Annotated in this window: 26 protein-coding genes; 10 read left to right on the top strand and 16 right to left on the bottom strand. The window is 68.1% G+C overall.

All coding sequences use genetic code 11. The features are described from left to right. Window positions 1-8: 8 nt before the first annotated feature. Window positions 9-728, bottom strand: a complete 720-nt coding sequence (lexA, locus tag G6N57_RS24140; RefSeq protein ID WP_077739082.1) for a transcriptional repressor LexA — start codon at window positions 726-728, stop codon at window positions 9-11. Between the two features lie 198 nt (window positions 729-926). On the opposite strand from lexA, the gene G6N57_RS24135 reads away from it, so the two are divergent. After that, the gene (locus tag G6N57_RS24135; protein ID WP_077739083.1) at window positions 927-1,463 is read left to right on the top strand and encodes a LysM peptidoglycan-binding domain-containing protein; all 537 of its coding nucleotides are present in this window, start codon (window positions 927-929) and stop codon (window positions 1,461-1,463) included. A 164-nt stretch (window positions 1,464-1,627) separates the two neighbouring features. Next, entirely contained in the window at window positions 1,628-2,083 is a 456-nt protein-coding gene (gene nrdR / locus G6N57_RS24130) for a transcriptional regulator NrdR (protein ID WP_019348288.1), read from the top strand. A 7-nt stretch (window positions 2,084-2,090) separates the two neighbouring features. Here nrdR and G6N57_RS24125 read toward each other — a convergent pair whose 3' ends face one another. The 3 genes from G6N57_RS24125 to G6N57_RS24115 form a co-directional block, all read right to left on the bottom strand. Next, window positions 2,091-2,768, bottom strand: coding sequence for a PhzF family protein (locus G6N57_RS24125; RefSeq protein WP_077739084.1), 678 nt, complete (start codon window positions 2,766-2,768; stop codon window positions 2,091-2,093). A 66-nt stretch (window positions 2,769-2,834) separates the two neighbouring features. Continuing rightward, window positions 2,835-3,857 (bottom strand): alpha/beta fold hydrolase, encoded by a 1,023-nt coding sequence (locus tag G6N57_RS24120; protein ID WP_077739085.1) that lies wholly within the window; start codon window positions 3,855-3,857, stop codon window positions 2,835-2,837. A 36-nt stretch (window positions 3,858-3,893) separates the two neighbouring features. Then, window positions 3,894-4,919, bottom strand: a complete 1,026-nt coding sequence (locus G6N57_RS24115; RefSeq protein WP_077739086.1) for a proteasome assembly chaperone family protein — start codon at window positions 4,917-4,919, stop codon at window positions 3,894-3,896. 186 nt (window positions 4,920-5,105) lie between these two features. On the opposite strand from G6N57_RS24115, the gene G6N57_RS24110 reads away from it, so the two are divergent. Further along, window positions 5,106-5,915: a trypsin-like serine peptidase gene (locus G6N57_RS24110; RefSeq protein ID WP_165777792.1), complete on the top strand. Its 810-nt coding sequence runs from the start codon at window positions 5,106-5,108 to the stop codon at window positions 5,913-5,915. Here G6N57_RS24110 and sthA read toward each other — a convergent pair. Further along, on the bottom strand, window positions 5,912-7,327 hold the full coding sequence (gene sthA / locus G6N57_RS24105; RefSeq protein ID WP_077739088.1) for a Si-specific NAD(P)(+) transhydrogenase: 1,416 nt from the start codon (window positions 7,325-7,327) through the stop codon (window positions 5,912-5,914). The genes G6N57_RS24110 and sthA overlap by 4 nt on opposite strands. A 165-nt stretch (window positions 7,328-7,492) precedes the next feature. On the opposite strand from sthA, the gene G6N57_RS24100 reads away from it, so the two are divergent. Beyond that, window positions 7,493-8,560, top strand: coding sequence for a DUF4192 domain-containing protein (locus G6N57_RS24100; protein WP_077739089.1), 1,068 nt, complete (start codon window positions 7,493-7,495; stop codon window positions 8,558-8,560). Window positions 8,561-8,565: 5 nt separating this feature from the next. Here G6N57_RS24100 and G6N57_RS24095 read toward each other — a convergent pair whose 3' ends face one another. From G6N57_RS24095 to G6N57_RS24085, 3 genes are all read right to left on the bottom strand, one after another. Further along, window positions 8,566-9,255, bottom strand: coding sequence for an iron-dependent transcriptional repressor DtxR (locus G6N57_RS24095; protein WP_036444961.1), 690 nt, complete (start codon window positions 9,253-9,255; stop codon window positions 8,566-8,568). 180 nt (window positions 9,256-9,435) lie between these two features. Continuing rightward, window positions 9,436-10,425 (bottom strand): sigma-70 family RNA polymerase sigma factor, encoded by a 990-nt coding sequence (locus tag G6N57_RS24090; protein WP_255376491.1) that lies wholly within the window; start codon window positions 10,423-10,425, stop codon window positions 9,436-9,438. A gap of 117 nt (window positions 10,426-10,542) precedes the next feature. Continuing rightward, complete coding sequence (locus tag G6N57_RS24085; RefSeq protein WP_077739090.1) at window positions 10,543-10,971, bottom strand: DUF3099 domain-containing protein; 429 nt, start codon at window positions 10,969-10,971, stop codon at window positions 10,543-10,545. Window positions 10,972-11,075: 104 nt separating this feature from the next. On the opposite strand from G6N57_RS24085, the gene G6N57_RS24080 reads away from it, so the two are divergent. Next, complete coding sequence (locus tag G6N57_RS24080; RefSeq protein WP_003880577.1) at window positions 11,076-11,312, top strand: DUF3039 domain-containing protein; 237 nt, start codon at window positions 11,076-11,078, stop codon at window positions 11,310-11,312. On the opposite strand, the gene G6N57_RS24075 is transcribed toward G6N57_RS24080, so the two are convergent. After that, complete coding sequence (locus G6N57_RS24075) at window positions 11,302-12,306, bottom strand: YihY/virulence factor BrkB family protein (protein ID WP_077739091.1); 1,005 nt, start codon at window positions 12,304-12,306, stop codon at window positions 11,302-11,304. The genes G6N57_RS24080 and G6N57_RS24075 overlap by 11 nt on opposite strands. 64 nt (window positions 12,307-12,370) lie before the next feature. Then, the gene (locus G6N57_RS24070; RefSeq protein WP_036444951.1) at window positions 12,371-12,562 is read right to left on the bottom strand and encodes a DUF7455 domain-containing protein; all 192 of its coding nucleotides are present in this window, start codon (window positions 12,560-12,562) and stop codon (window positions 12,371-12,373) included. A gap of 159 nt (window positions 12,563-12,721) precedes the next feature. Here G6N57_RS24070 and G6N57_RS24065 point away from each other — a divergent pair, with 159 nt between their 5' ends. The 4 genes from G6N57_RS24065 (at window position 12,722) to G6N57_RS24050 (ending at window position 16,114) form a co-directional block, all read left to right on the top strand. Beyond that, the gene (locus tag G6N57_RS24065; RefSeq protein ID WP_077741689.1) at window positions 12,722-13,096 is read left to right on the top strand and encodes a DUF952 domain-containing protein; all 375 of its coding nucleotides are present in this window, start codon (window positions 12,722-12,724) and stop codon (window positions 13,094-13,096) included. 43 nt (window positions 13,097-13,139) lie between these two features. Next, a complete protein-coding gene (locus G6N57_RS24060; protein WP_077739092.1) occupies window positions 13,140-13,778 on the top strand; it encodes a TetR/AcrR family transcriptional regulator in 639 nt (212 codons plus the stop codon). A gap of 87 nt (window positions 13,779-13,865) precedes the next feature. Beyond that, entirely contained in the window at window positions 13,866-15,062 is a 1,197-nt protein-coding gene (locus G6N57_RS24055) for an LLM class flavin-dependent oxidoreductase (RefSeq protein ID WP_077739093.1), read from the top strand. Then, the gene (locus G6N57_RS24050; protein WP_077739094.1) at window positions 15,062-16,114 is read left to right on the top strand and encodes an alcohol dehydrogenase catalytic domain-containing protein; all 1,053 of its coding nucleotides are present in this window, start codon (window positions 15,062-15,064) and stop codon (window positions 16,112-16,114) included. Before G6N57_RS24055 ends, G6N57_RS24050 begins: the two co-directional genes overlap by 1 nt. 16 nt (window positions 16,115-16,130) lie before the next feature. Here the strand turns inward: G6N57_RS24050 and G6N57_RS24045 are convergent, their stop codons facing one another. Genes G6N57_RS24045 through G6N57_RS24025 form a run of 5 tightly spaced genes read right to left on the bottom strand, consistent with a single transcriptional unit; the run spans window position 16,131 to window position 21,433 of the window. Further along, window positions 16,131-17,186, bottom strand: coding sequence for an alpha/beta hydrolase family protein (locus G6N57_RS24045; protein WP_077739095.1), 1,056 nt, complete (start codon window positions 17,184-17,186; stop codon window positions 16,131-16,133). A 45-nt stretch (window positions 17,187-17,231) separates the two neighbouring features. Next, window positions 17,232-18,005, bottom strand: coding sequence for a glucose 1-dehydrogenase (locus tag G6N57_RS24040; protein ID WP_077739096.1), 774 nt, complete (start codon window positions 18,003-18,005; stop codon window positions 17,232-17,234). Next, entirely contained in the window at window positions 18,005-18,802 is a 798-nt protein-coding gene (locus G6N57_RS24035) for an SDR family NAD(P)-dependent oxidoreductase (RefSeq protein WP_077739097.1), read from the bottom strand. The genes G6N57_RS24040 and G6N57_RS24035 overlap by 1 nt, the downstream gene beginning before the upstream one ends. A gap of 10 nt (window positions 18,803-18,812) precedes the next feature. Beyond that, window positions 18,813-19,790 carry an alpha/beta hydrolase gene (locus tag G6N57_RS24030; RefSeq protein ID WP_234815790.1) on the bottom strand — a complete coding sequence of 326 codons (978 nt, stop codon included), beginning with the start codon at window positions 19,788-19,790 and terminating at the stop codon, window positions 18,813-18,815. Then, a complete protein-coding gene (locus G6N57_RS24025; protein ID WP_077739098.1) occupies window positions 19,787-21,433 on the bottom strand; it encodes an AMP-binding protein in 1,647 nt (548 codons plus the stop codon). Before G6N57_RS24025 ends, G6N57_RS24030 begins: the two co-directional genes overlap by 4 nt. Window positions 21,434-21,581: 148 nt before the next feature. On the opposite strand from G6N57_RS24025, the gene G6N57_RS24020 reads away from it, so the two are divergent. Beyond that, the gene (locus tag G6N57_RS24020; RefSeq protein WP_097926284.1) at window positions 21,582-23,021 is read left to right on the top strand and encodes a wax ester/triacylglycerol synthase family O-acyltransferase; all 1,440 of its coding nucleotides are present in this window, start codon (window positions 21,582-21,584) and stop codon (window positions 23,019-23,021) included. On the opposite strand, the gene G6N57_RS24015 is transcribed toward G6N57_RS24020, so the two are convergent. Continuing rightward, window positions 22,968-23,984 carry an acyl-CoA dehydrogenase family protein gene (locus G6N57_RS24015; RefSeq protein WP_097926283.1) on the bottom strand — a complete coding sequence of 339 codons (1,017 nt, stop codon included), beginning with the start codon at window positions 23,982-23,984 and terminating at the stop codon, window positions 22,968-22,970. The two genes, G6N57_RS24020 and G6N57_RS24015, sit on opposite strands and share 54 nt — an antisense overlap. Window positions 23,985-23,994: the final 10 nt, after the last annotated feature.

The raw sequence follows: 23,994 nt of genomic DNA, 5'->3' as shown, positions 1-23,994 counted from the left end.
TGGGTTCGTCAGATCTTGCGGATCACGGTGACGACCTTGCCGAGCACCGCCGCGTCGTTGCCCGGGATCGGGTCGTATGCCGGATTGTGCGGCATGAGCCAGACCTGACCGCGGGTCCGCTTGAACGTCTTGACCGTGGCTTCGCCGTCGATCATGGCTGCCACGATGTCCCCGTTGTCGGCCACGCTCTGCTGGCGCACCACCACCCAGTCACCGTCGCAGATGGCGGCGTCGACCATCGAGTCCCCGACGACCTTGAGCAGGAACAGCGAGCCCTCGCCGACCAGTTCGCGAGGCAGCGGGAAGACATCCTCGACGGCCTGCTCGGCCAGGATGGGCCCGCCCGCGGCGATCCGCCCGAGCACCGGGACGAACGTCGGCTCGGGCAGTGCATCGGAGCCGGCCACATCGGTCGACACCACCGCGGCCGCCGGATCGTCGGCGCCGCGCACGTCGACGGCGCGGGGTCGGTTGGGGTCGCGCCGCAGGTAGCCCTTGCGCTCCAAGGTGCGCAGCTGATGGGCGACCGACGACGTCGAGGTCAAGCCGACCGCGTCGCCGATCTCGCGGATGCTGGGCGGGTAGCCGCGGCTGGTCACCGATGCCCGGATGACATCGAGAATCGTCCGTTGCCGGTCGGTGAGGCCGCCCTCGGCCCGGCGTGGGCCCGCGCCGTCCGATCCGGCCGGGGTGTCGGTGCTGCCGTCCCTGCTGCGGTCGTCGCTCATGAGGGCGAATGTAGTCGCTGGTCGAACATTAATCAAACATGTGTTCGACGCGTGTTGCGGGCGTGTCTGCAGGTGGGTGGTGCGCGGTGCCGCGTCGCGGGCGTCGGCGGACTCGGCCGCCCGAACTTGTCGGTGCCCTGTTCTATCGTTTGGCAACAGTTCGATCACATGTTCTATCCATCGAACACTTGAGCGACTATGTTCGAACACAAGAGCGAATACGTCTCACCGAAAGGCAGTCAGATGGCGATCATCGATATCCCCGCCGATAGCCGTTCCCGCGCTGTTCGGGCCACTCCGCGGTCGCAGTCGCCCCGCGCCCAGTTCGGTGCCGGTGCGCCCAGGCCGTTGCGCCGGGTCCAGCGGCCGGCGCCGTCCCGGCCGTCCGCCGGCTCGGTCCGATACCGCGGAACCGGAGTGCTGATGTCGCGGGCATCTCATCGCAGCCGCCCCATCACGCCGTTGACCACCGTCTTGTTGGCCCTGGTCGCCGCGGGCATCACCGTGTGGCTGGGCCTGGTGGCCCAACTCGGCGGGGTCGTCGGGACCGAGACGCCCACGCCGACCGAACTGGCGGTGGTCCAGGTGAAGTCGGGCGAAACGCTGCAGCAGGTGGCCCGGCGGGTCGCGCCGGACGCCCCGGTGGCCCGGGTCGTCGAGCAGATCCGTGATCTCAACCAGCTCGACTCCGCCGCCGTCGACGCGGGACAGACGCTGCTCGCCCCGGTTGGCTGAGCAGCGCGATGACCGCTGAATCGTCCTGGCTGCCAGTCACACTGGTCGGCGTCGGCGTGGGCACCTACACCCCACTGGACCCGGCGGTGAGTCTGCCGCGGGCAACGCGGGTACGCTCAAGGGCGCTCGAGCTAGTTGTCCGGCGGCATGACGAAGGAGCGGTAATGCATTGTCCGTTCTGCCGTCACCCTGATTCGCGTGTGGTCGATTCCCGCGAGACCGACGAGGGCCAGGCCATCCGGCGCCGGCGGTCCTGCCCGGAATGCGGACGCCGATTCACCACCGTCGAGACGGCCGTGCTGGCCGTGGTGAAGCGCAGCGGGGTGACCGAGCCGTTCAGTCGGGAGAAGGTCATTCGCGGCGTACGCCGGTCCTGTCAGGGCAGGCAGGTCGATGACGACGCCCTCAACGTTCTGGCGCAGAAGGTCGAGGACGCGGTCCGCGGGCTCGGCACGCCCGAGATCCCCAGCCACGAGGTCGGGTTGGCGATTCTGGGACCGCTGCGCGAACTGGACGAGGTGGCCTATCTGAGGTTCGCCTCGGTGTACCGGTCATTTTCATCAGCCGAAGACTTCGAACGCGAGATCGAGGCGCTGCGGGCCCACCGCGCCGAGGCGTAGTCCAGGTTCAGTCCAGCCGTGTGGTGCCGTCGGCGACGACGCGGCCGGCCAGGCGAACCCAACCTTCCGGACTCCAACGGGTCTCGATCACCGAGCCCTTGCCCTGGACGATCGTCAGATCGCGGCTGAGATAGTCGGTCATCCGCACTGCCGCCGCCCCCGTGGCCTCGTCTTCGGGAATCCCCAGGTGCGAGGCGAAGGACCGGGATCGCAGCGTGCCGTTCGGCTCATCGATCCAGGCCCATAGGTAGGCATCGTCGAAATCGTCGGGATCGGCGGCGAGTACCTCGTCGACCGAGGCCAGGTCGTAGATGGCGAACTCCGGTGCCCATTCCGAACGGGCGTTGACCACGGCGCGATCTTCGTCGTACTCGACCTGGAGAATCCCCGCGGGCACCCGCAGGGTGTGGACCGGCAGTCCGAGTTCGCGCAGCCACCACGACGCACCGACCGTCGGGTGTCCGGCAAAAGGTAGCTCGGCGACCGGGGTGAAGATGTGCGCGCCGGCCGAATTGCCGCCGGGCTGCGGTAGATCGATGAATACGGTTTCGCTGTAACCCAATTCGGTGGCGATCCGCTGTCGGTCGCCCGGGGCGACGGTGCTGTTGTCGACCACTCCCAGCGGATTGCCGTGCTTGCCCTCGGAGTCGGTGAACACCCGCAACACAGTGACGTCGATGGCCATAGACCGATGCTACGTCGCGGCCCACGCCGTCCGGGCGGTCCGCTCGGGAACCCCGTGGGGGATCGGTCAGGTGGCGCTGCGCTCGTCGGCGTCCATCGCGTCGAGCACCGCGATCTGGGTATCGAACGGCCCGGTGATCGTCGCTTCGGTTCGCCCGCTGCGCAGCAGGCTCCGGAGCCGATCCTGGTCGTAGACCGACGGTTCGGTCGTGTCGATGAAGCGTTCGACCACCTCGACGAAGCGGTCGGGATCGTCGTGGAACGGGAAATGCCCGGATCCCTTGAAGATCTCCAACTGGGAACCGGGCATCGCGGCGTGGGCCATCCGGGCGTGGCTGACGGGGATCACCGAGTCGGAGTCGCCCCAGATCAGTTGCACGGGAACGGATTCGGTCAAGTAACAGCGGTCCAGCATGGTGACGACCTGGCCACGCCAGTCCACCACGGCGCGCAGGGTCCGCGCGAAGGCCGACGATGCCGTCGGCTCCGGCAGGTCGGCCAGGATGCGCAACATATCCGGGATGTCATGCCCGAGACCGGTTGAGCCCAACACCGTGCCCGCGGCGCGGCCGGCGAGTTGCAGTGCCGGCAGCACCAGGGGTAGGCGCAGCAGTGCCAGTGCTTCGCTGCCCAGCGGCAGGGAGGCGACCCGCAACGCCATGTTGACGTCCTTGGTGACGCCACCGGCACCGACGAGGATCAGACGGTCCACCAACTGCGGGAACTGGTAGGCGAACTGCATCGCCACACCGCCGCCCAGCGAATGCCCGACCACGGTGACCCGGTCGATGTCGAGCACGCTGAGCAGGTCGCGCATGCCGTTGGCGTAGGCGGCCACCGAATAGTCCGCCCGCGGCTTGTCGGAGCTGCCGTGGCCGAGCAGGTCCGGGGCGATCACCGTGAACCGCTGCGCCAGTGCCGACTGCACGGTGTGCCAGGTGGTGGAGTTGTCACCGATGCCGTGGATCAGGAGGACCGCAGGCCCGGATCCGGCCACCCGGAAGGCCCGTCGGTATCCGTGGATCGTGCGGTATTCGAGTGTCGGGGTGAGCTCGCGGACGGTCCGCAGATGGGGTTTGCGCTCGGTCATGCTGGTCAACCTCGCTCTCGGCCCGTCATCGGGCTGCTAGGAGTCGGTGTCGCCGTTCGGGAATCCGTCGCCGAAGCCATCCCGTCCGTCCCGGTACCTGTCGTCCTTGTTCTTGTCACCGGTCTGCTGCGCGAGGAACCGTTCGAACTCGGCGCCCAACTCGTCACCGCTGGGCAGTTCCTCGTCGTTCGCCAGCAGGGACCGATTCTCCTGTGCGGCAACGAACGCATCGTACTGGCGCTCCAACCCGGTCACCACTTGGGCGACCTCGGCACTAGCCTCTACCTGCTCGTTGATCTTGCTGTACACCTCGGCGCCGGCCTCGGACAGTTTCTCCAACGGCAGTTGTAGCGAACCGGTCCGGGCCACCTCGGCCAGCAATGCCTCGGCGGCGGGCGGATACGCGGTCTGGGCCAGGTAGTGCGGGACGTGCACGGTGTAGCCCACCACCTCGTGGCCGTGCTGAGCCATGCGGAACTCGAGCAGATTGGAGACGCTCGCCGGGACCTGAACCTCACCGACCCAGGGCGTGTGGTCGGCGATCAGTTCCTTGTCGTTGGCGTGCGCGGTCAGCATCACCGGCCGGGTGTGCGGCACCGCCATGGGGATGGTGCCCAGCCCGATCACCCGGCGCACCCCGAGCTGCTCGGAGAGCAGCCGCACCGCGGTGATGAAGCGCTCCCACCGCAGGTCCGGCTCCAGCCCGGCCAGCAGCAGGAAGGGGGTGCCCACCCCGTCGTGCAGCGCGTACAGGTTCAGCTCGGGTTCTTCGTAGCTGGTGAAATGGTCGGTCTTGAACGTCATCAGAGGCCGGCGGGACCGGTAGTCGAGCAGCTCATCGATGGCGAAGGAGGCCACCAGCTCGGTGTCGAGGGTGTCCTTGAGGTGCTCGGCGGCGAGCCTGATCGCGTGACCGGCGTCGGAGAAACCCTCCAAGGCGTGGATCAGCACCGGACCGCGGCCATCCGAGGACGACAGCTGCGGAGCCGGGAACTCAAGCTCGTACATGCCGCTCTGATCGGGCTGGTAGTGCTGGTCGGGGGTGTCGCTGCTGTCGGTCATCTCGCTTCGTCTCCTCGCTGCGGTAGGACGCGGTGACGGCCTACCACCGTGCCATCTAGTGTCCCGCATACCCGGGCCAGGGGTTCGTTCCGCCCCGCTTCTGCGTGCGAACGCACCGGGGTGGGGTCGGCATTCCGGCGGTAGTCCCTGCGATCAGGCAAAATCGTGATGATGCAGGTGACCCGGATGGTGAAGCTCACAGGAGCGGCGGCGACGATGACCGCCTTGGCTGCGGCATGCACCGGGCCGGTCACGCGGACCGCCGGCGCCGGGTCTGCCGGCCCCATGACGGCCCCGGCGACCAGCCCACCGGTCGTGGTCAGCCCGTTGTCGCAGGCCGGGGCCGAGACCGTGATGCCGGACCGGCGAGTGGGCGCGTTGTTCCTCGGCGACACCACGACACACACCTGTAGTGGATCGGTCCTGGCCAGCACATCCGGCGATCTGATCCTGACGGCTGCGCACTGCCTCCTCGACGGTGTCGACACCAGCTTCGTTCCCGGCTTCGGCGAGGGCGGCGGTGATACCTGGCACGTCGATGCGGCGTACCTGGACCCGCGCTGGATCGCCGAACAGGATCCGCAGGCCGACTACGCGATCGTGCGGGTCACCGGCGGGTCCGGGGCGAGCCTGCTGGCAACCGCAGGCGGCGGGTTGACCTTGGGGTCGGCGCCCCCGCAGGGAAGCCCGGTGACGGTGACCGGCTACCCCATGGGTGAGGGCGGCAGCCCGCTGGCCTGCCGGGGCGCGACGACCTGGTCGTCCCAGGGGTTCCCGTCGCTGGCCTGCGGGGGCCTGACCGACGGCTTCAGCGGCGCCCCGTGGGTCTCGGGATCGACGGTGACCGGTTTGGTCGGTGGGCTCGATGGCGGCGGGTGCGACGACGACCTGTCCTACTCGCCGCGGTTCGACGACCGCATCGGCCGGTTGCTGGCCCGAGCCGAGGCAGGCGGCCCCGGCGACGCGGCCCCCGCGGCCCTCGAATCCGACTGCTAGTAGCGGAACTGGTTGAGCGCGCGCAGCTTGTTCATCACGTCCAACGCCGCGACCTTGTAGGCCTCGGAGAACGTCGGATAGTTGAACACCGCGTCGACGAGGTATTCGACGGTGCCGCCACACCCCATCACGGCCTGCCCGATGTGGACCATCTCGGTCGCGTTCGTGCCGAAGATGTGCACCCCCAGCACCCGTAGGTCCTCGGTCGACACCAGCAGTTTGAGCATCCCGTAGGAGTCCCCGGCGATCTGGCCGCGGGCCAGTTCGCGGTACCGGGACACGCCGACCTCATAGGGAATCGAGTCCTTGGTCAGTTCGACCTCGGTGGCGCCGACGAAGGACACCTCGGGGATCGAGTAGATGCCGATGGGTTGCAGGCTCATCATGGCCTTGGTGGGTTCGCCGAAGGCGTGGTAGGCGGCCAGCCGGCCCTGCTCCATGGATGTGGCCGCCAGCGCCGGGAATCCGATGACGTCGCCCACCGCGTAGATGTGGTCCACCTTGGTGGTGAAGTTGTCGTCGACGTAGATGCGGCCGCGGGCGTCGGCTTCCAGGCCGGCGTTGGCCAGGTCGAGGTGATCGGTCTGGCCTTGGCGCCCAGCCGAATACATCACGGTCTCGGCCGGGATCTGCTTGCCGCTGGCCAGCGTGGTCACGGTGCCCGAGGTGCCGATGTCCACCGCGGTCACCTCTTCGCCGAACCGGAACGTCACCGCGAGGTCCCGTAGGTGGAAGCGCAGGGACTCGATGATCTCGGGATCGCAGAACTCCAGCATGTCGTCGCGTTTCTCGACGACGGTGACCTTGGTGCCCAGCGCCGCGAACATCGAGGCGTATTCGATGCCGATGACGCCGGCGCCGACCACGACCATCGAGGTGGGCAGGGTCGCGAGGTTGAGGATGCCGTCGGAATCGAGCACGCGCGCCTCGTCGAACGTCACGCCCGCTGGCCGGGCAGGTTTGGTCCCGGTGGCGATGACGATGAAACGGCCACGGACGGTGACCAATTCGGCACGGCTGGGGTCCTCGACGACGATCGTGTGGTCGTCCGCGAACCGGCCGTGCCCGGTGTAGAGCTCGATGCGGTTGCGCATCAGCTGCGACCGCACCACGTCGATCTCCTTGCCGATGACGTGTTGGGTCCGCGCCAGCAGGTCGGCGGGCGTGATCTTGTCCTTGACGCGGTAGCTCGCGCCGTAGAGTTCGCGCTGGCTCATGCCGGTCAGGTAGACCACCGCCTCGCGCAGCGTCTTGGACGGGATGGTGCCGGTGTTGACGCACACGCCGCCGAGCATCATGCCCCGCTCGATCACCGCGACGGACTTGCCGAGCTTCGCCGCGGCGATCGCGGCGCGTTGACCGCCGGGGCCGGAACCGATGACGACGAGGTCGTACTCCTGCATCGAACCCATGGGAAAACTGTTTACGCCGGTTGCCGGCGTCTCGCATGTCGGCGAGGCCGAATACCGGATGAACATATGCCTCGGGTTATCCCCAGCGCAGAATCCATCCCCAGCCGGCGGCAACCGGCGGGTTCGGCGCCGGTTCGTGACGGCGCGGGTTGGCACGGTCGGGCCATGACAACACCATCGCCGTCCCCGTCAGAGTTCGACTTCCACCTCAACCGTCCCGGTGCGCTGATCGCCGCGCTGCCCGCGGTGCTCGGGTTCGTCCCGCACCGCAGCCTCGTGCTGGTCACCGTGGACCGGGGCGCGCTGGGTTGCGTCATGCGCGCCGATCTGGCCGAGGACATGACCGAGCGCGTCGAGCACCTGGCCGGACTGGCGGCCACAGCAGGCGCGGAGGCGGTGATCGCCGTCGTCGTGGACGACCACAGTAGGGACTGCCGGGTGTGCGACGACCGCTACCGCGAGTTGGCGGAGGTGCTGGACCAGACGCTGGCTGCCGACGGCATCGAGCTCTACGCCGCGCACGTGGTGGACAAGGTGGCCGCGGGCGGGTTCTGGCATTGCGCGGACGGCTGTGGCGAACAGGGCTGGGTGGACGATCCGGGTGCGTCGCCGCTGGCGGCCGCTGCGGTGCTAGACGGGCGGCGGCTCTATTCCAGCCGTGACGAACTACTGCGGGTGATCCGGCCCGATCCGGTAGCCGCCGACGCGATGAAGCGTCGGTTGGCGCTCGAAGCGCAGCGGCCCGGGCGCCCGGATACCCGGGCCGATGCCGAGGTGCGCGGTGACGTGGAGGCCGCGATGACGACGGCCCTGCGGCTGGCCGAGGGCACTGCGCCCGGCCCTGCCGAGTTGGCCCGGCTGGCCGTGGCATTGTCCGATCCCCGGGTCCGCGACACCCTCTACGCGCTGGCGGTGGGGGAGTGCTCCGAACAGGCCGAAGCCTTGTGGGCGCTGTCCGCCCGCAACCTACCGGACCCGTGGCGTGTGGAAGCTCTTGTCCTGCTGGCCTTTTCGGCGTACACGCGCGGTGATGGCCCGCTGGCCGGGGTCTCGCTGGATGCCGCGCTGCAGGCGAGGCCGACCCACCGGATGGCCGGCATGCTCGACACCGCACTGCAATCCGGCATGCACCCTGAGCGGATCCGGGAGCTGGCGGTCACCGGTTATCGGTTGGCTGAACAGCTGGGTGTGCAGCTGCCCCGGCGCAGGGCGTGGGGGCGTAGGGCCGGTTGAGGTGGCTAGACCTTCTCGACGCGGACCGCGTGCGCCATGTGATGGGGCAACTCAACCTGCTCGTGCCCGGGGATCACGATCATCACGCCGCCGTGGTCGTTGGCCTCGACGGTGACCCGCGCGTTCGGCACCACACCGGCGTCCTTGAGCCGGCCGATGAGTTCGGTGTCGCCCTGAACGTGCTCGGTGAGCTGACGCACCACCACGGCGACCGGCAACCCGACCGGGAGCTCGGTGAGCCGGACCAGGCTGACATCGTCGAAGCCCGCCGCACCGACGCCGAGGTCGGACAGCCCCGGGATGGGGTTGCCGAACGGCGAGGTGGTGGGGTTGTCGAGCACCTGCACCAGGCGCCGCTCCACGTCTTCGCTCATCACGTGTTCCCAGCGGCATGCCTCGGCGTGGACGTCCTCCCACGGCAACCCGATCACATCGACGAGCAGCCGTTCGGCCAACCGGTGCTTGCGCATCACGGCGACCGCGAGAGCGCGTCCCTTGTCGGTCAGCTCCAGGTGGCGGTCACCGGCGACGTGCAACAGACCGTCGCGTTCCATGCGCGACACCGTCTGGCTGACCGTCGGACCGCTCTGGTCGAGCCGTTCGGCAATACGGGCACGCAGCGGCACCACGCCCTCTTCCTCGAGGTCGTAGATCGTCCGCAGGTACATCTCGGTGGTGTCGACCAGATCGTTCATGCGCGCCTTCCCAGCCCCAACGTCACCGGACAGTCTACCGTTTCCCGCGTTTGAACTGCGGCGCAACGTCGGGGCGTCGGGCAGGTCACATCCATGCCGAAAACCCCAGGCCATGAGCCCGGAACCGGCCGGATATGCGAGTGCCCCGCCGGAAACCGGCGGGGCACATCGGCAGGAGGGCTAGCTGGCGTACGAGCGGAGCCGATCGGCACGCTCGCCGTTGCGAAGCTTGGCCATCACCTCGCGCTCGATCTGGCGGACCCGCTCGCGGGACAGACCGAACAACTTGCCGATCTGGTCCAGGGTGCGGGGCTGGCCGTCGTCGAGGCCGAACCGCAACCGGATCACCTGCTGCTCGCGCTCATCGAGCGTGGCCAGCACGTGGCGGATGTCGGTGTGCAGCAGCTCGGAGATGACGGCGTTCTCGGCCGACATCGCCTCGGAATCCTCGATGAAGTCGCCGAGGGGAGCTTCCTCGTCGGTGCCGACCGGCATGTCCAGGCTCACCGGATCGCGGCTGTGCTCCAGCAGGTCGTTGATCTTCTCGACCGGGATGCCGGACTCCTCGGCCAGTTCCTCGTCGGTGGCCTCGCGGCCCAGGTTCTGGTGCATCTCGCGCTTGATCCGTGCCAGCTTGTTGACCTGCTCGACCAGGTGGACGGGGAGGCGGATGGTGCGGCTCTGGTCGGCCATCCCGCGGGTGATGGCCTGACGGATCCACCACGTGGCGTACGTGGAGAACTTGAAGCCCTTGGTGTAGTCGAACTTCTCCATCGCGCGGATCAGACCCAGGTTGCCTTCCTGGATCAGGTCCAGCAGCGGCATGCCGCGGCCGGTGTAGCGCTTGGCCAGCGACACCACCAGACGCAGGTTGGCTTCCAGCAGATGCCGGCGGGCTGCTTCACCATCGCGGACGACGGTAGCCAGGTCGCGTTTGCGGTTCTCGCCCAGGCGCTTCTTGGTGTCCAGCACGTGCTGGGCGTACAAGCCTGCCTCGATGCGCTTTGCGAGCTCTACTTCATCGGCGGCGTTGAGCAACGCCGTTTTGCCGATGCCGTTCAGATACACGCGCACGAGGTCGGCGGCAGGGCTCTGGGCGTCCAGATCACTGTCGACGCGGCTTGTGGTGGCATTTGCCATGACGGCCTCCTGATCGGCTCGAACTGTCATGATCTACAACGTCGTAGGCGTCATGAGAGTTCCCGCGGATCTCCGGATTCATGCCCGTTGAGCTGCAGTTTTTCCGAACCGACCTGAGAATGTCCTAAGAATAGCTAAAGAAGCCGCTCAGCTGGGAGCATCGCCGTCGGGCGGCGCGGTGTCCCGTTGCGGTGCCACGTACGGTTCCTTCTGTAACGCAGGCCGCTCCGCGGTGGGGAACAGTGGAATCCGCTCGCCGCGGCCGGCGTAACGCCGTGGCTCCTCGGCGCTGCGCGGGGGACGATCGTTGGCGATCAGTACCGCCATCCAGGGCAGCGGGATCGACGCCACGATGATCGCGAGCGAGATGAGCCCGTTCTGCCAGATGTTGTAGGCGACCGCCGCGAGGATGAGCGCCGGTATGCGGAAGGCCATCAACGTCAGGTACTTCCGTACGCGCTGGCGATGCTGCACTTCGTAGGAGGGTGCGGCTTTGGTGATGAGAACCGGGCGGGCTTCCTTGCCGAAATCGTCGCCGAAATCGTCGTCGAAACTCAGCTCGTGGCTTTGTTTCATGCCTCTACTGTTCCACACCCGGCGCGCGCGGTGGCAGGTGGATTTCCCTACGGCCCACACCCAGGCACAATGAAGCCCGCGGACGTGAGGAGCACAATAAGACCATGCAGACCCAGACCATCGAGCGCCCGGACACCGACGAACGCGTCGACGACGGGACCGACGACGACAGCCCCAAGTTCTTCCATTACGTCAAGAAGGACAAGATCGCCGAAAGTGCCGTCATGGGCACGCATGTGGTCGCGCTGTGCGGCGAGGTGTTCCCCGTGACGAAGTCGCCCAAGCCGGGCTCTCCGGTGTGCCCGGATTGCAAGAAGATCTACGAGCAGCTCAAGAAGTAGGCGGCACTACCGGCGGTTCGGCGGGCTCGGGCACACGGGTTTCGGCCGGTGCCTGGGCGCTGCCGTTGAGGCCGCCGTTGAGGGCTTTGTCCTCCAGCCATTCCCGCAGTCTCCTGGCGTGGGTGTCCGCCGCGGGCCACTCCTCTTGGATGGCCGCGTTGAGTTCGGCGCCCAGCATGATGGCGAAACCCAGGAAGAACGCGAACAACAAGAACGCGATCGGTGTGGCCAGCGCGCCGTAGGTGTAGCCGGTGCTGGTGATCCAGGTCAGGTAGATCCGCAGCCCGAACGTGGCGACCAGGAACACCACGGTGGCCAGTACCGCGCCCAGCATGAGGCGGTGCGTCGGGATCGGTGCCGGCAACGACACCCGGTACAGGATGGTCACGCCGACGAACACCGCCAGGAAGAGCGCCGGGTAATAGCCGTAGCGCAGCACGTTGTCCCAGCTGTCCGGGATGTGTTCGGAGACGGCCCGCGGCCCGAGGGCCAGCAGCGGCGCCATGCCGATCGCGGAGATCAGCATGATCACGTACAGGCCCAGCGCGTAGAAGCGCTGCCGCACCGGATGCCGAAGCGGCGTCTGATCGTGGGCCTCGACGATGGAGTCCACGAAGGCCGACACCGCGGAGGACCCGGCCCACAGCGAGATCACGAAACCCACCGACACCACCTCGCCCCGGGCGCCCCTGACGATGTCGCGGATCGTCGGTTCGATGATCTCGTTGACGACGTTGGGGGAGAAGAAGCTGTTCGCCGCGTTGATCAGCTGATCCTGGATCGTCGGCAGGGTGTCCGGCCCGAACAACGGTGCGATGTAGGCCAGGCTGCCGAGCATCCCCAGAAGCAGGGGAGGCAATGACAACGCGCACCAGAACGCCGCCTGTGCCGACTCCGAGAAGATGGAGTCGTCCCAGCTCTTCGACAATGTACGTCGAGTGATGTGCCAGATGTGGTGGCGTGATGGTGGTACTGGAAGCGGCTGGCCAGTCATGACCAGTCAAGCATTACTGACGAAACGTGCTCCTGCCCAGGCGGGTGGTGTCGGAGGTTGGCGATCAGGCGTCTGCCGTGCTGGTCTCCAGCACAGCGGCCAGCTCGACCAACTTGGCTTCGTGCTCATTGGCGTGGTGCTGGCAGAAGAGCAACTCGGCTCCTGAAGGCAGCTTCGCGCGTACGCGCGCGGCCGCACCGCAACGATCGCAGCGATCGGCTCTGGTTAGCTCCGGGCTTGTCAGAGTTGCGTTCATGGCTCCTCCGTCTTCTGCTCTGCGCATCTCGGCAAAGGCGCCTCGATTGCGTATGTCTACTCTGTCAGACGTTTTGGATTCCGGCCTTGTTCCCCAAGGGTTCACCGGTGTGTCGTGTCTCACTTGGCCGCCGTGTTGCTGGCCCGGCAAGCTGACGGTATGCATCCATCGCCGCGTGTCCTGGTTCACCTGTGCAGCGTCGAGGAGTGGCAGCTGGCCCAGCGCAGCGGTGAACATCGTCCCGACTCGCTGGGTGCGCAGGGCTTCGTCCATCTCTCGGCTCCCGAGCAGGTGCACCTGCCGGCCAACCGGCTCTACGCCGGGCGCGGCGACCTGGTGCTGCTGCACATCGATCCGGACAAGCTGACCGATCCGGTGCGCTGGGAGCCCGGGGTTCCAACGGACCCCGAGGCGATGCTGTTCCCGCATCTGTACGGTCCGCTGCCGGTCGGCGCTGTGACGACCACCACGGCGTACCCGCCCGATGATCAGGGCCGGTTCGCGCCGCTGGTCGGCGACACGCCGTCGGGGTAGAGCGCAGCTCAGCAGCCGGCGCGGCGCGTGCCATGCTCGTCAGGTGTCCGGCGCAGCCCAGAATCGGCAGGGCGCGGCCACCCGGCTGCGCCTGGTGAAGGCTGCCGAACGATTGTTCGCCGCCCAAGGGGTGGACGCGGTGTCGGTGCGGGCGGTCAATGCGGCCGCGGGGCTCGGCGCGGCCTCGGTGCACTACCACTTCGGTTCCAAAGATGAGCTGCTGCGCGCGGTGCTCACCGACGTCGGTGCGCCGGTGCGCGACGAGATCGCGGCCAACGTGGCGGTGCTCGCGGCCGATCCGGCGGCGCCGAGCCCCGACGCCCTCGTCCGCGCCGTCACCGAGCCGTATCTGAAACTGCTACTGCGCCACCGGGTCCGGGGCATGCGCTGGATCAAGATCATCGCGCAGATCTCGCAGGAGAACAATCCGGTGCTGCTGGACACCGAGCAGCATCTGCCAGACGAACTGTTCACCCAGGTGCAGCGGGCCTTCCCCGATTCCGACCCCGCGCGCCTGGAATTGCGCTGGGCCATCTCGATCATGAACTTCATCCAGGCGCTGAGCCGGGCCGACGAATGGCGCCGCAACGGCAGCCGGCTCGACGAGACCGAGCTGCACGACTTCTACGACGACCTGGTGTGTTTCGTCGTCGGTGGGGTCGAGCGCCTGCTCGGTTCCTGACCCATCCGTCCTTTTCAGCGGGAGCTTTCACGGCGAAAATTATTGGATCACTTGATCCAATCATGCGATCCAGATAACGTCCCGGGCATGTGGAATTCGAGTTCGATCAAGTTCGGGGCGTTCCTGGCGCCCTACCACCCCCTCAACGCCGACCCGGCACTGCAGCTGCGGCGTGACATCGACCTGATGGAGCATCTCGACCACCTCGGATTCGACGAGGCGTGGATGGGTGAGCATCACTCGACCGGGTCCGAGATCGTCCCTGCGCCGGACATGTTCATCGCGGCAGCGGCCGAGCGCACCGAGCGCATCAGGTTCGGCACCGGTGTGATGTCCTTGCCCTACCACCACCCGCTGGTCACCGCGGACCGCATCACCCAACTCGATCTGCAGACGCGCGGCCGGTTGATCGTGGGCACCGGGCCGGGCAAGATCCCGCTGGACGCGCACATGATGGGGATCAACCCCGTCGACCAGCGCCGCATGCAGGGCGAGGCGCTGGAGGCGGTACTTCGCCTGCTGCGTGGCGAGGTCGTCGACATGGAGACCGACTGGTTCACCCTTCGCGACGCCCGGGCCCAGCTGCCGACCTACGATCCGGCGGGCATCGAGGTGGCGACCGCGTCGACCATCTCGCCGAACGGGTCGGTGCTCGCCGGCACGCATGGGCTGTCGCTGCTGTCGCTGGCGGCCAGCTCGCCGACCGGATTCGACGTGCTCGACCGCAACTGGGGTGTCTACGAGAAGGTTTCGGCCGAACACGGGCACCTGGCCGACCGCTCCACCTGGCGCCTGGTCAATCCGATGTTCATCGCCGAGACCCGGGCCGAGGCCGAGCGCGCCGTCAGCCGCCGGATCCATGCCATCGCCGAGTACGTCAACCGGCAGCAGGGCATCAACCCCGACTGGGCGCAGACCCCCGCGGGCATCATCAACCAGTGGCGCACCGAAAACCTGGGCGAGTTCGGCCAGGTCATCATCGGCACCCCCGAGGATGCGATCGCTCAGATCGAGCGGCTCATCGAGAAGACCGGAGGATTCGGCACGCTGCTGATCATGCATGTGGACATGGCCAGCTGGGAGGACACGAAGCGCAGCTATGAGCTGTTCGCCTCGGAGGTCGTCCCGCACTTCAAGAAACGCAACGTGGGCCGGCAGGCCAGCCTGCAGTTCGCCGAGGACAACAGCCAGTACCTGCTCGGCGGCCTGATCGGCGCAATCACCAAGGCGCACACCGACTACTACGGCCAGCCTGCCGAGCAGCTCGCCGGACAGGGGGCGTGATGCGCGCCGCCGAGTACTTCGACGGTCAGTTCACCGTCGCCGATGTCACCGAACCGCCCGCCACCGGGCCCGGGCAGCTGCGCATCAAGGTCGCGGCCTGCGGCATCTGCGGCAGCGATCTGAGCATGTCGAAGGATCCGTGCCGGTTCGTCGAGGTGGCCGCCGGGGCGGGCTACCCGTTCGCGGTGTTCGATGCCACCCGGCCGGTGGTGCTGGGCCACGAGTGGGCCGGCACCGTCGTCGAAACCGGGCCGGGCGTCGAGGATTTCGCTGATGGTGACCGCGTCACCGGGCTCGGCATCACCACCGAGCAGGGCACCGGGCTGCCGACGATCATCGGCTACTCCAACCAGTACCACGGGGCCTTCGGCGAATTCATCGTCGTCGACGCCTTCTGGGTCCGGCACGTGCCCGACGGCCTGTCGCTGGAGCACGCCGCCCTGGCCGAACCGCTCCACGTCGGCGAGATGCACATGCAGCAGTCGGGCCTGACGCCCGCGGACACGGCATTGGTGATCGGGTGTGGATCGATCGGCCTCGGCACGATCCTGGCGGCGAAGGCGGCCGGCGCGCACACCGTGATCGCCTCGGAGCCGTCACCGAAACGGCGTGAGCTCGCCGCCAAGATGGGCGCCGACATCGTCGTCGACCCCAATGAGCAGGATCCGATCGCCCTCTACAACGAGCTGCTGGGCAGCGGCAGGACGGGTGGCGGCCTCCTGATCGCCTACGAGTGCAGCGGGCGCGTCGGCACACTGAACACGCTGACCCACACCCTGCCGTGGGGTTCGCGCATCCAGGTGGTGGCTTCGCCGTTCGCCGAGGAGACCATCATCCCGGTGGTCGCGCAGATGCGGCAGATCGCGATCAACTTCGGGCATGGGCCGTACGAGCAGGCCTACGAGAAGGTGCTGGCGCGGCTGGCGGCCGGCGAGATCGATGCCGAGGCGATCATCACGGGCCGGGTCGGCCTGGACGGCTTGGGCGACGCGTTCGAGTCGCTCCGTGACCCCGAGGCGCACGTCAAGATCCTGGTGTTGCCGGGACAGTGAGTGGGGTGGGCCGGTGTCAGAGCTCCGCGACCAATGCGGTGTGCAACCGCCGGCCCACCAGCCCCCGCGCCTGTCTGGACCACGTGAACCCCACGTGGCCGCTGTTGGTCCACTGAACTTCGCCGTCCTGCCAGGCCCGGTGCAGAGCGCGGGATTGGTCGACGGGGATGAGCCGGTCTCCGCGGGCGGCGAACAACGCCAGGCGATCGGCAGGCACCACCGCAGGCACCGACAGCGGGGATGCCACCCGGAATGTGTTGCGGGCGTCCGCCGAACGCAACAGCGAGTGGTACTCGGCGGGCGGCCCGTGGTGTTCCATCAACCCGAGCACATCGACGAACGGCAGCGCCGCGACGACCGCGTCCAGCGGTTCAAGGCCGGCCAGCATGGTGGCCAGGAAGCCGCCGAGCGACAACCCGTACACCCCGACCGGGGCGTCAGTGGTGGACCGGATCCAACTGACGAGACGCCGGACGTCCCAGAGCGCCTGGGTGATTCCGTGCAGCATCGACGTCAGGTCCAGGGACAGCAGCTGGTCGTCGTCCTCGGTGCGCCGCGGGCCGTGCAGCGGTGCCACCGGTACTGCGACGTTGAATCCCAACGTGGAATGCAGGTACGTCGCCCACAGCACGGCGAGGTCGAACCGGGATGAACCCATGCCGAACCCGTGCAGGCACACCACCCATGGAGCCTGGGGATCGCGGTGACGTAAGAGCCGGACGAACACCGTGTCGTTGCAGTCGTTCAGAGGCCATCGGTCCGCCCCGGGCTCACCCGCCCGGGGCGTGAATTCCGATGGGAACGTCATGGTTTCATGACGCAGCGGCCCGGTACGGGTGTGCAACTCGAGGAGATCAGAATCGCGCAGCGGCGGCGGGGTGCGATGGTAGCTCAGCGGTGCCGCCACCCAGCCGCGCTCCTCGAAAAGTGCAGCGGTGGCCGCCATCTCGGCGGCGGTCCGGTGCACTCCGGCCTCGGGGGATGCGTTCGGCTGCCGACTGCGCATGACAGCCAGCACCGCTTCGTCGATCGCGATGTGGGGGGCCAGGGCCAACCGCCGGCCGAGAGTCACACAGTCAGAACGCCGATTGTCGGACAACGGAATTCACGCTCGGGATCAGCCGGTGTGGACCGGCGTCACCGGAATCCGGCCGGCACTGGCGCCGCCGTCGACGGTCAGATCCGCGCCGGTGATGTAGGACGACGCGTCCGAGGCGAGGAATGCGACAACCTCGGCGACCTCTTCGGGGGTGCCGACCCGGGTGAGCGGGGCACCGGGATGACCGCCGAGTCCGCGTTCCACCTCGAGGTGGGCGATCATCGGCGTGTCGATCATGCCGGGATAGACGGTGTTGACGCGAATACCCAACGGGCCCAGCTCGATTGCCGCCACCTTCGACATACCACGCAGGCCCCACTTGGAGGCGCCGTACGCGGTGTAGCCCGCCAGTCCCTGCACGCCGGCCTGCGACGAGATGTTCACGATCGATCCGCCACCGGCGGCCCGCATGGGTTCCGTGACGGCCTGCATGCCGAGGAAGGCGCCGATCAGATTGACCCGCAGCATCTGCTCGAATCCCACGGTGTCCTGCTCGGCGAGCGGCACGACCTTGCAGATGGCCGCGTTGTTCACCAGCACGTCGACGCGGCCGAACTCGGCGACCGCGGTATCGACGGTGGTGCGCCAATCGGTTTCGCTGCCGACGTCGAGGCGGACGAAGCGAGCCGCCGGGCCGATGGACGCGGCGACCCGCTCACCGTCCTCGACGAGCACATCGGTCAGTACCACCTTGGCGCCGAGTGCGGCGAACAAGCGTGCTTCGGCTTCACCCTGCCCGCGGGCGGCGCCGGTGAGGATCGCGACCTTGCCGGACAGGTCGACGCCCGCCATCAGTCGTTGTCCTGGTCGATGCCGGTCAGCATGAGTTCGGAGATGCGGCGCGGGAACTCGGTGAACTTGGCCATCGGAACGATGTTGCGCGGCAGGATGACGTGGCGGCGGTTGTGCTCGATGGCCTCGGCGATGGCCACCGAAACGTCCACCGGCTCCAGCGATTCGCGCGGAATCATCCGCCACCGGATGGACCGCTCGATGGTGCGCCGCGCCGGGCCGAACGCGCGGATGTGGTCGATCATGTCGGTCTTGACCTCGCCGATCTGCACCAGCGTGGTGCCGACGGGCTTGCCCCGCAACTCACCGCGGATGCCCGCGGTGAAGTGGCTCAGCCCCGCCTTCGACGTGCCGTACAGGGTCAGTCCGGGGCCTTGCGAGATGGCGCCCATCGACGACACGTTGACGATGTGGCCGCGCCCGCGCTGCACCATCCGCGGGATCACCTGGCGACAGATCTCCATCGGGGCCGCCAGGTTGACCTGAAGCAGATTGCGAATCTGCTCGGGATCGACCTGATGGAACCGGCCGACGTGGTCGATGCCGGCGTTGTTGATCACGATGTCGATGGGACCGTCGGCCTCGACGCGATCGATGAGGCCCTCCACCGCGTCCGGGTCACCCAGGTCGGTCGGGTAGGCCTTGCCTTTCAGTTGCTTGGCGAGCAGGTTGAGCGACTCGGCGTCGCGCGCCACCACGGCGACCTCGACGCCGCGTGCGGCCAGCACCTCGGCGATGCTCTTGCCCAGGCCGCGGCTCGCGCCGGTGACCAGAGCGCGGGAGTTCCTCAGCTTCATGGGTTGCCTTTCAGTGGGTAACAGGTGTGGTCGTGCAATTGAGCGCGTCGCGGACGACGGCGCAGACGTCCTCGGTGGCCTCGGCGGCGGCGGGCAGATGATCGGCGAGGTTGAAGAAGCCGTGGAATCCGCGCTCGTAGCGCCGGACGCTGACGTTCGCGCCGCCGGCGGCGAGCATGCGGGCGTATTCCTCGCCCTCCTCGCACAACGGATCCAGGGCCCCGGTCAGCACGTGCCCATCCGGAAGCCCGGTCATGTCACCGAGAATCGGCGACGCCGACACCTCGGCCTGGGCGCCGCTGTCGCCGAGATACTGCGCGGTGAACCACTGCATGTGCTCGGCGGTCAGCACCCCACTCTTGGTGTGCGGGCTGGACAGCGACGATTTGCGGCGCTGGTCGACCACCGGGTAGATCAGCACCTGGAACGCGATCGGCGGGCCGCTGCGGTCCCGGGCCGTCATCGCGACCACGGCCGCCAGGTTGCCGCCCGCGCTGTCGCCCGCGACCACGAGCCGCGCCGGGTCGCCGCCGAGCTCGCCGGCGTGGGCGGCCACCCATTCGGTTGCCGCCCAGGCGTCCTCTACCGCGGCCGGGTACGGATGTTCGGGCGCCAGCCGATAGTCGACCGAAACCACAATGGCACCAATGCCGTTGGCGAGCCGGCGACAGCAGGAATCGTGCGAGTCGAGGTCGCACAGCACGAACCCGCCGCCGTGGAAGTAGACGAGTACGGGCAGGCCGGTGTCGGCCGTCGCGGGGTCGAGCGGGTGGTAGATCCGCACCGGAATCTCACCTGCGGGACCGGCAATGGTGCGGTCCTCGACGTTGCCCACCGGTACGGGCTTGGCGGGCCGGCGGCTGGCCTTGAGCCGGGCCCGGACCTCGGCCGCGGCGGCGATCGGCTCGAGGACGCCGTCGACGATCGGGGCGAACGCGTCGCCCATCCGGCCGGCGACCTCACGCTTCATGGTGTCGGAATCGCTCACTTGGCACCGCCGGTCAGCTCGCCGCGCAGCACCTTGCCGGTGGCGTTGCGGGGCAGCTTGGTCAAGAACTCGACGTCGCGGGGGATCTTGTACCGGGCCAGGTTCGCTCGCACGTAGTCCTTGATGTCGTCGGGGGCCAGGGTGGCACCGTCGACCAGGACCACGTAGGCATTGAGCCGTTGACCGAAATCCTCGTCGCTGACGCCGATCACGGCGACCTCGTCGACCTCTGGATGGCTGGTGATCAGGTTCTCGACCTCCAGCGGGTAGACGTTCTCGCCGCCGCAGATCACCATGTCGTCGTCGCGGCCGTCGATGTAGAGCCTGCCGGTGTCGTCGAAGTGACCGACGTCGCCGCTGCTCTGCAATCCGTCGATCGACTCCTTGGTGCGGCCGTCGGTGTAACCGGCGAAGCTCACGTCGCTGCCGGCGAAAACCCGTCCGATCACGCCCGGTTCGGTGATCTCCCTGCCGGCATCGTCGTACAGGCGCACGGCGCATCCGACCGGGGCACGGCCCGCGGTGCGCGGATCGTGCTGCAGGTCCTCGGGCATGGCGACCGTCATGACCGCGAGTTCGGTTGAGCCGTAGAGGTTGTAGAGCACCGGTCCGAACTCGGCGAGGGTGCGCTTGACCAGGTCGGGTGGCATGGCCGAACCGGAGACGAAGATGATCTTGAGCGACGAGGTGTCGTAGTTGTCGCGAATGTCCTTGGGCAGGGCCAGGATTCGCTGCAGCATCGTGGGTACGACGACCAGCACGTCGCAGGCGTGGTTCTGGACCGCGCGCAGGGTTTCCTCGGGGTAGAACTTGCGGCGCAGCACGAGGCGGTTGCCGAGGGCCAGCGACAGCACCGCCTGGCCGAGGCCGGTGCCGTGGAACATCGGCGCGGCCAGCATGCAGGTCTGCCCGCGGCGGCGCGGAACCCGGTCCAGCAGCTGCGCGGAGAACAGGGGAGAGGTCTTGCCGCGCGGGGCGCCCTTGGGTGTGCCGGTGGTGCCACTGGTCAGCAGGGTCATGCCGCCGGGCTTGGCCGGCGCGGCCACCGGGGCAGGCGAGGTGGCGGCGATCAGACCCTCCAGCGAGCCCTCGACGTCGGTGCTCGAGCGCTCGTCGGTCCACGCCAGGAAGCGCCGCACGCCCGGATCGATGGCGCTGACCAGGTCGGTGAACTCCTCGTCGTGGATCAGCACGTTCACCTTTTCGCGGGCCGCGACATCGGCCAGCTGCGGCTTGGCGAAGCCGGTGTTCATCAGCAGCAGCTGCGCTCCGACCTTGCCTGCCGCGGCCAGGATGGTGACCAGTCCGCGGTGATCCCGGCACAGCGCCGCGATCACCGAGCCCGCTCCGATTCCCCGGGAGTTCCAGGCCCGGGCGAGGGCATTGACCCGGTCGTTGAGCTGGGCGTACGTCACGTCGCCCCATTCGTCGGTGATGGCGATGGCGTTGGGGTCGCGGGTGGCGGCGCTCTCGATGACGGCGGCGAACCCGCCGAACTGGCGGACCAGCTTGGCCTGGCGGATGCCGTCGGCAGCTCCACCGGACAGCCCCGACTCGCGCAGCACGGCGATGCTGCGGGCGATCACCCGGAACCGATTGGCCCTGGCGACGAGGCTGGCAGGGCGCGGAATGGCTCGCTTCATGGCGCAAACCGTAGGTGCCGCCGAGCAGGCTACGGGGCCTGGAGTCTCGCTGTGCGGGACAGCTTGTCTACTGGGACACACGTTTGGATAAGAGTGATGGCAGCCACAGACAGTGCCGTACCGGCGGTGAGGACAAGCGAGGGTGAAAATGCGGCGTTTGAAGGGTGAGGACAACAGCTTCCTGGCGTGGGAAAGCTCGGTCCAACCGCAGCACACGATGAAGGCTGTCGTGCTCGACCCGACCCAGATGACCGAGCCGCTCACGTTCGACCGGCTCAAGTCCGCGGTGCAGGGCTGGGTCGACAACGTCGAGCCCCTGCAGTGGCAGTTGCTGACCCCGCGGGTGGGTTTCGGCCGGCCGTGGTGGGTGTCGCGGCCGCAGATCGACCTCCGGTATCACTTGCAGCGGACCACCGCTCCCGCACCCGGCGGCGACGAGCAGCTGGCCGCGACGATCGGCGAAATCTTCGAAACCGGGCTGGACCGCGACCGGCCGGCCTGGCAACTGTGGTTCGTCGAGGGGCTGGCCGACGGCCGCGTCGCCCTGGTGCTCAAGATTCACCACGCCGTCGCCGACGGAACCGCATCGCTGCGACTACTGGAAACCCTCTACAGCTCTGACCCGCAGACCCCGCTGCCGCAGCCGCGATCGACGCCGTTGCCGAACGAGCGGCGCCCGGCGCCGTGGATCTGGTGGCCACTGGTGTTGCGCCACCAGATCGCGGCGCTGGCCCGGTTCCCGAGCATCATCGCCCGCACTGTCGCGGTCACCGGGGTGATCCGGCGCCGGCAGAAAGCGGGAAAGCCAGGCTATGCGGAAGCTTTCGCCGCACCGGCCATGCCGTTCAACGAGCCGTTCTCGGCGAGCCGCAGATTCGCCTACCGGCGCTGCGATGTGACCGAGATCAAGCGGGTGTCAAAGGCTTTCGGCGTCACGATCAACGACGTCTTCCTCACCATCTGCGGCGGGGCGCTGCGCGACTACCTGGCCGAGAACGGGAAACTCAGCGACGAGAGCATGACCGCGGTGGTGCCCGTCTCGATGCGCCCGGAGGAAACCGAGGCCGAGTGGGGCAACAAGGTGGCTCGCTGGAACGTCGACCTCGCAACGCACATCGCCGATCCGGTGGAGCGGCTGGCGGCGATCGCCTCGGCCACCCGCACCGCGCGTGAGGTGCAGGCCGAGCGTGACGCTTGGCTGCAGCACGACTGGATGGAGTACTGGCCGCTGTTCTGGCTGTACTCACGGGTGCTGCCGATCCTCGGCGCCAAGATGAAGCGCCGTCCGATGTTCAGCCTGATCGCCTCCAACATGCGCGGCCCGCAGAACACGCTCTACTGGGGCGGCGCGCCGATCGAACAGCTGATCTCGTCGGGGCCGATCGTGTTCCCGATGGGATTGAACTTCACCGGGTGGAGCTACCGCGACGAGATGGCGATCTGCGTCCTCACGTGTGGTGATCAGGTGTCTGACCCGTACGGCATCGCCGACCGGGTGCCGGGCGCGCTGGCGGAGCTGGCGGCGCGGGCAGGTTCAGCCGGCGGCGGGCTGCTCGACGCGCCGGATCGTCAGGCGGTATCCGGCTAGGACGTCGAACCACAGGCGCGCCACCGGATCTGTCGCATCGAGCGCGTGGCGGTTGCCGCTGCCGAGGAGTTGGTCGGCGGCGTTGCGGGCGCGGGTGACGGCCTGGCACAGCGCTGCCGCGGCGGTGGGGACATCGGAGCCCAGCGCCGTGGTCAGCTGCAGCCGTGCGGCGTCGATGTCCGATTCCGCCTTGGCCACCAGCACCGCCGACGATGTCAGTTCGGTGGTGTCTTCACTGCCGTACGAGGTGGCCAGTCGCCTGCGGACCTGGCCGACGTGCGCCCGCCACACGCCGGCCGCGGCGCCGATGACGGCAGCGGCCTGCCCGGCGCCCGCGAGCACCAGGTAGGGAGGCCGGGAATCGTCGAAATCGTCTGTATCACAAGAGCTGTCGTCCGGAACGGGGAACACGGCCTGCGGGTCGACGACCACATCGGAGGCCGTGACGTCACCGATCCCGGCCGAGTCCAGACCGCGCAGGCCGGCCCGTCGGTCGACCTGCACCGCACCGCGGCGGAGAAGGACGTACCGGACCGCGTCGCCTTCCAGTGCGCTCAGCAGCAGCCAGTCCGCGAACAGGGCACCGGTCACCGATTCCCAGTGGCCGGTCAGCCGAAAGTGCCCGCGGTCGGCAGTCAACGAGCCCGCCGGCTCTCCACCCGTGGTGACCAGCGCACCGGCGTCGGCCCCCCACACCTGTTCGGCGGCGCCGTCGCCCAGGCTCGCCACCAGGTATGCCGCGGTGTTGACCGCTGCGACCAACCACCCGCCCGATCCGTCGCGCTCGGCGAGGTCGGCGACCGCGGCGACGAAATCGATTGCCTCCGAGGACGATCGCGACACGGCGCGGCCGCCGTGAAGGACGGGCTGCAACAGCCGGCACGACGGCTCGCGCAGGACGGCAATCGAGGCAGTGGCCGAGGCGGCGGGATCGACGCCGGATGCACCGGGCGGCTCGGCCATATGACCTCCT

This window comes from Mycolicibacterium boenickei (assembly GCF_010731295.1).
GTDB classification, from domain to species: Bacteria; Actinomycetota; Actinomycetes; order Mycobacteriales; family Mycobacteriaceae; genus Mycobacterium; species Mycobacterium boenickei.
Note: the sequence above shows the minus strand (reverse complement) of the source record. Positions and strands in the feature narration are given on the sequence as shown.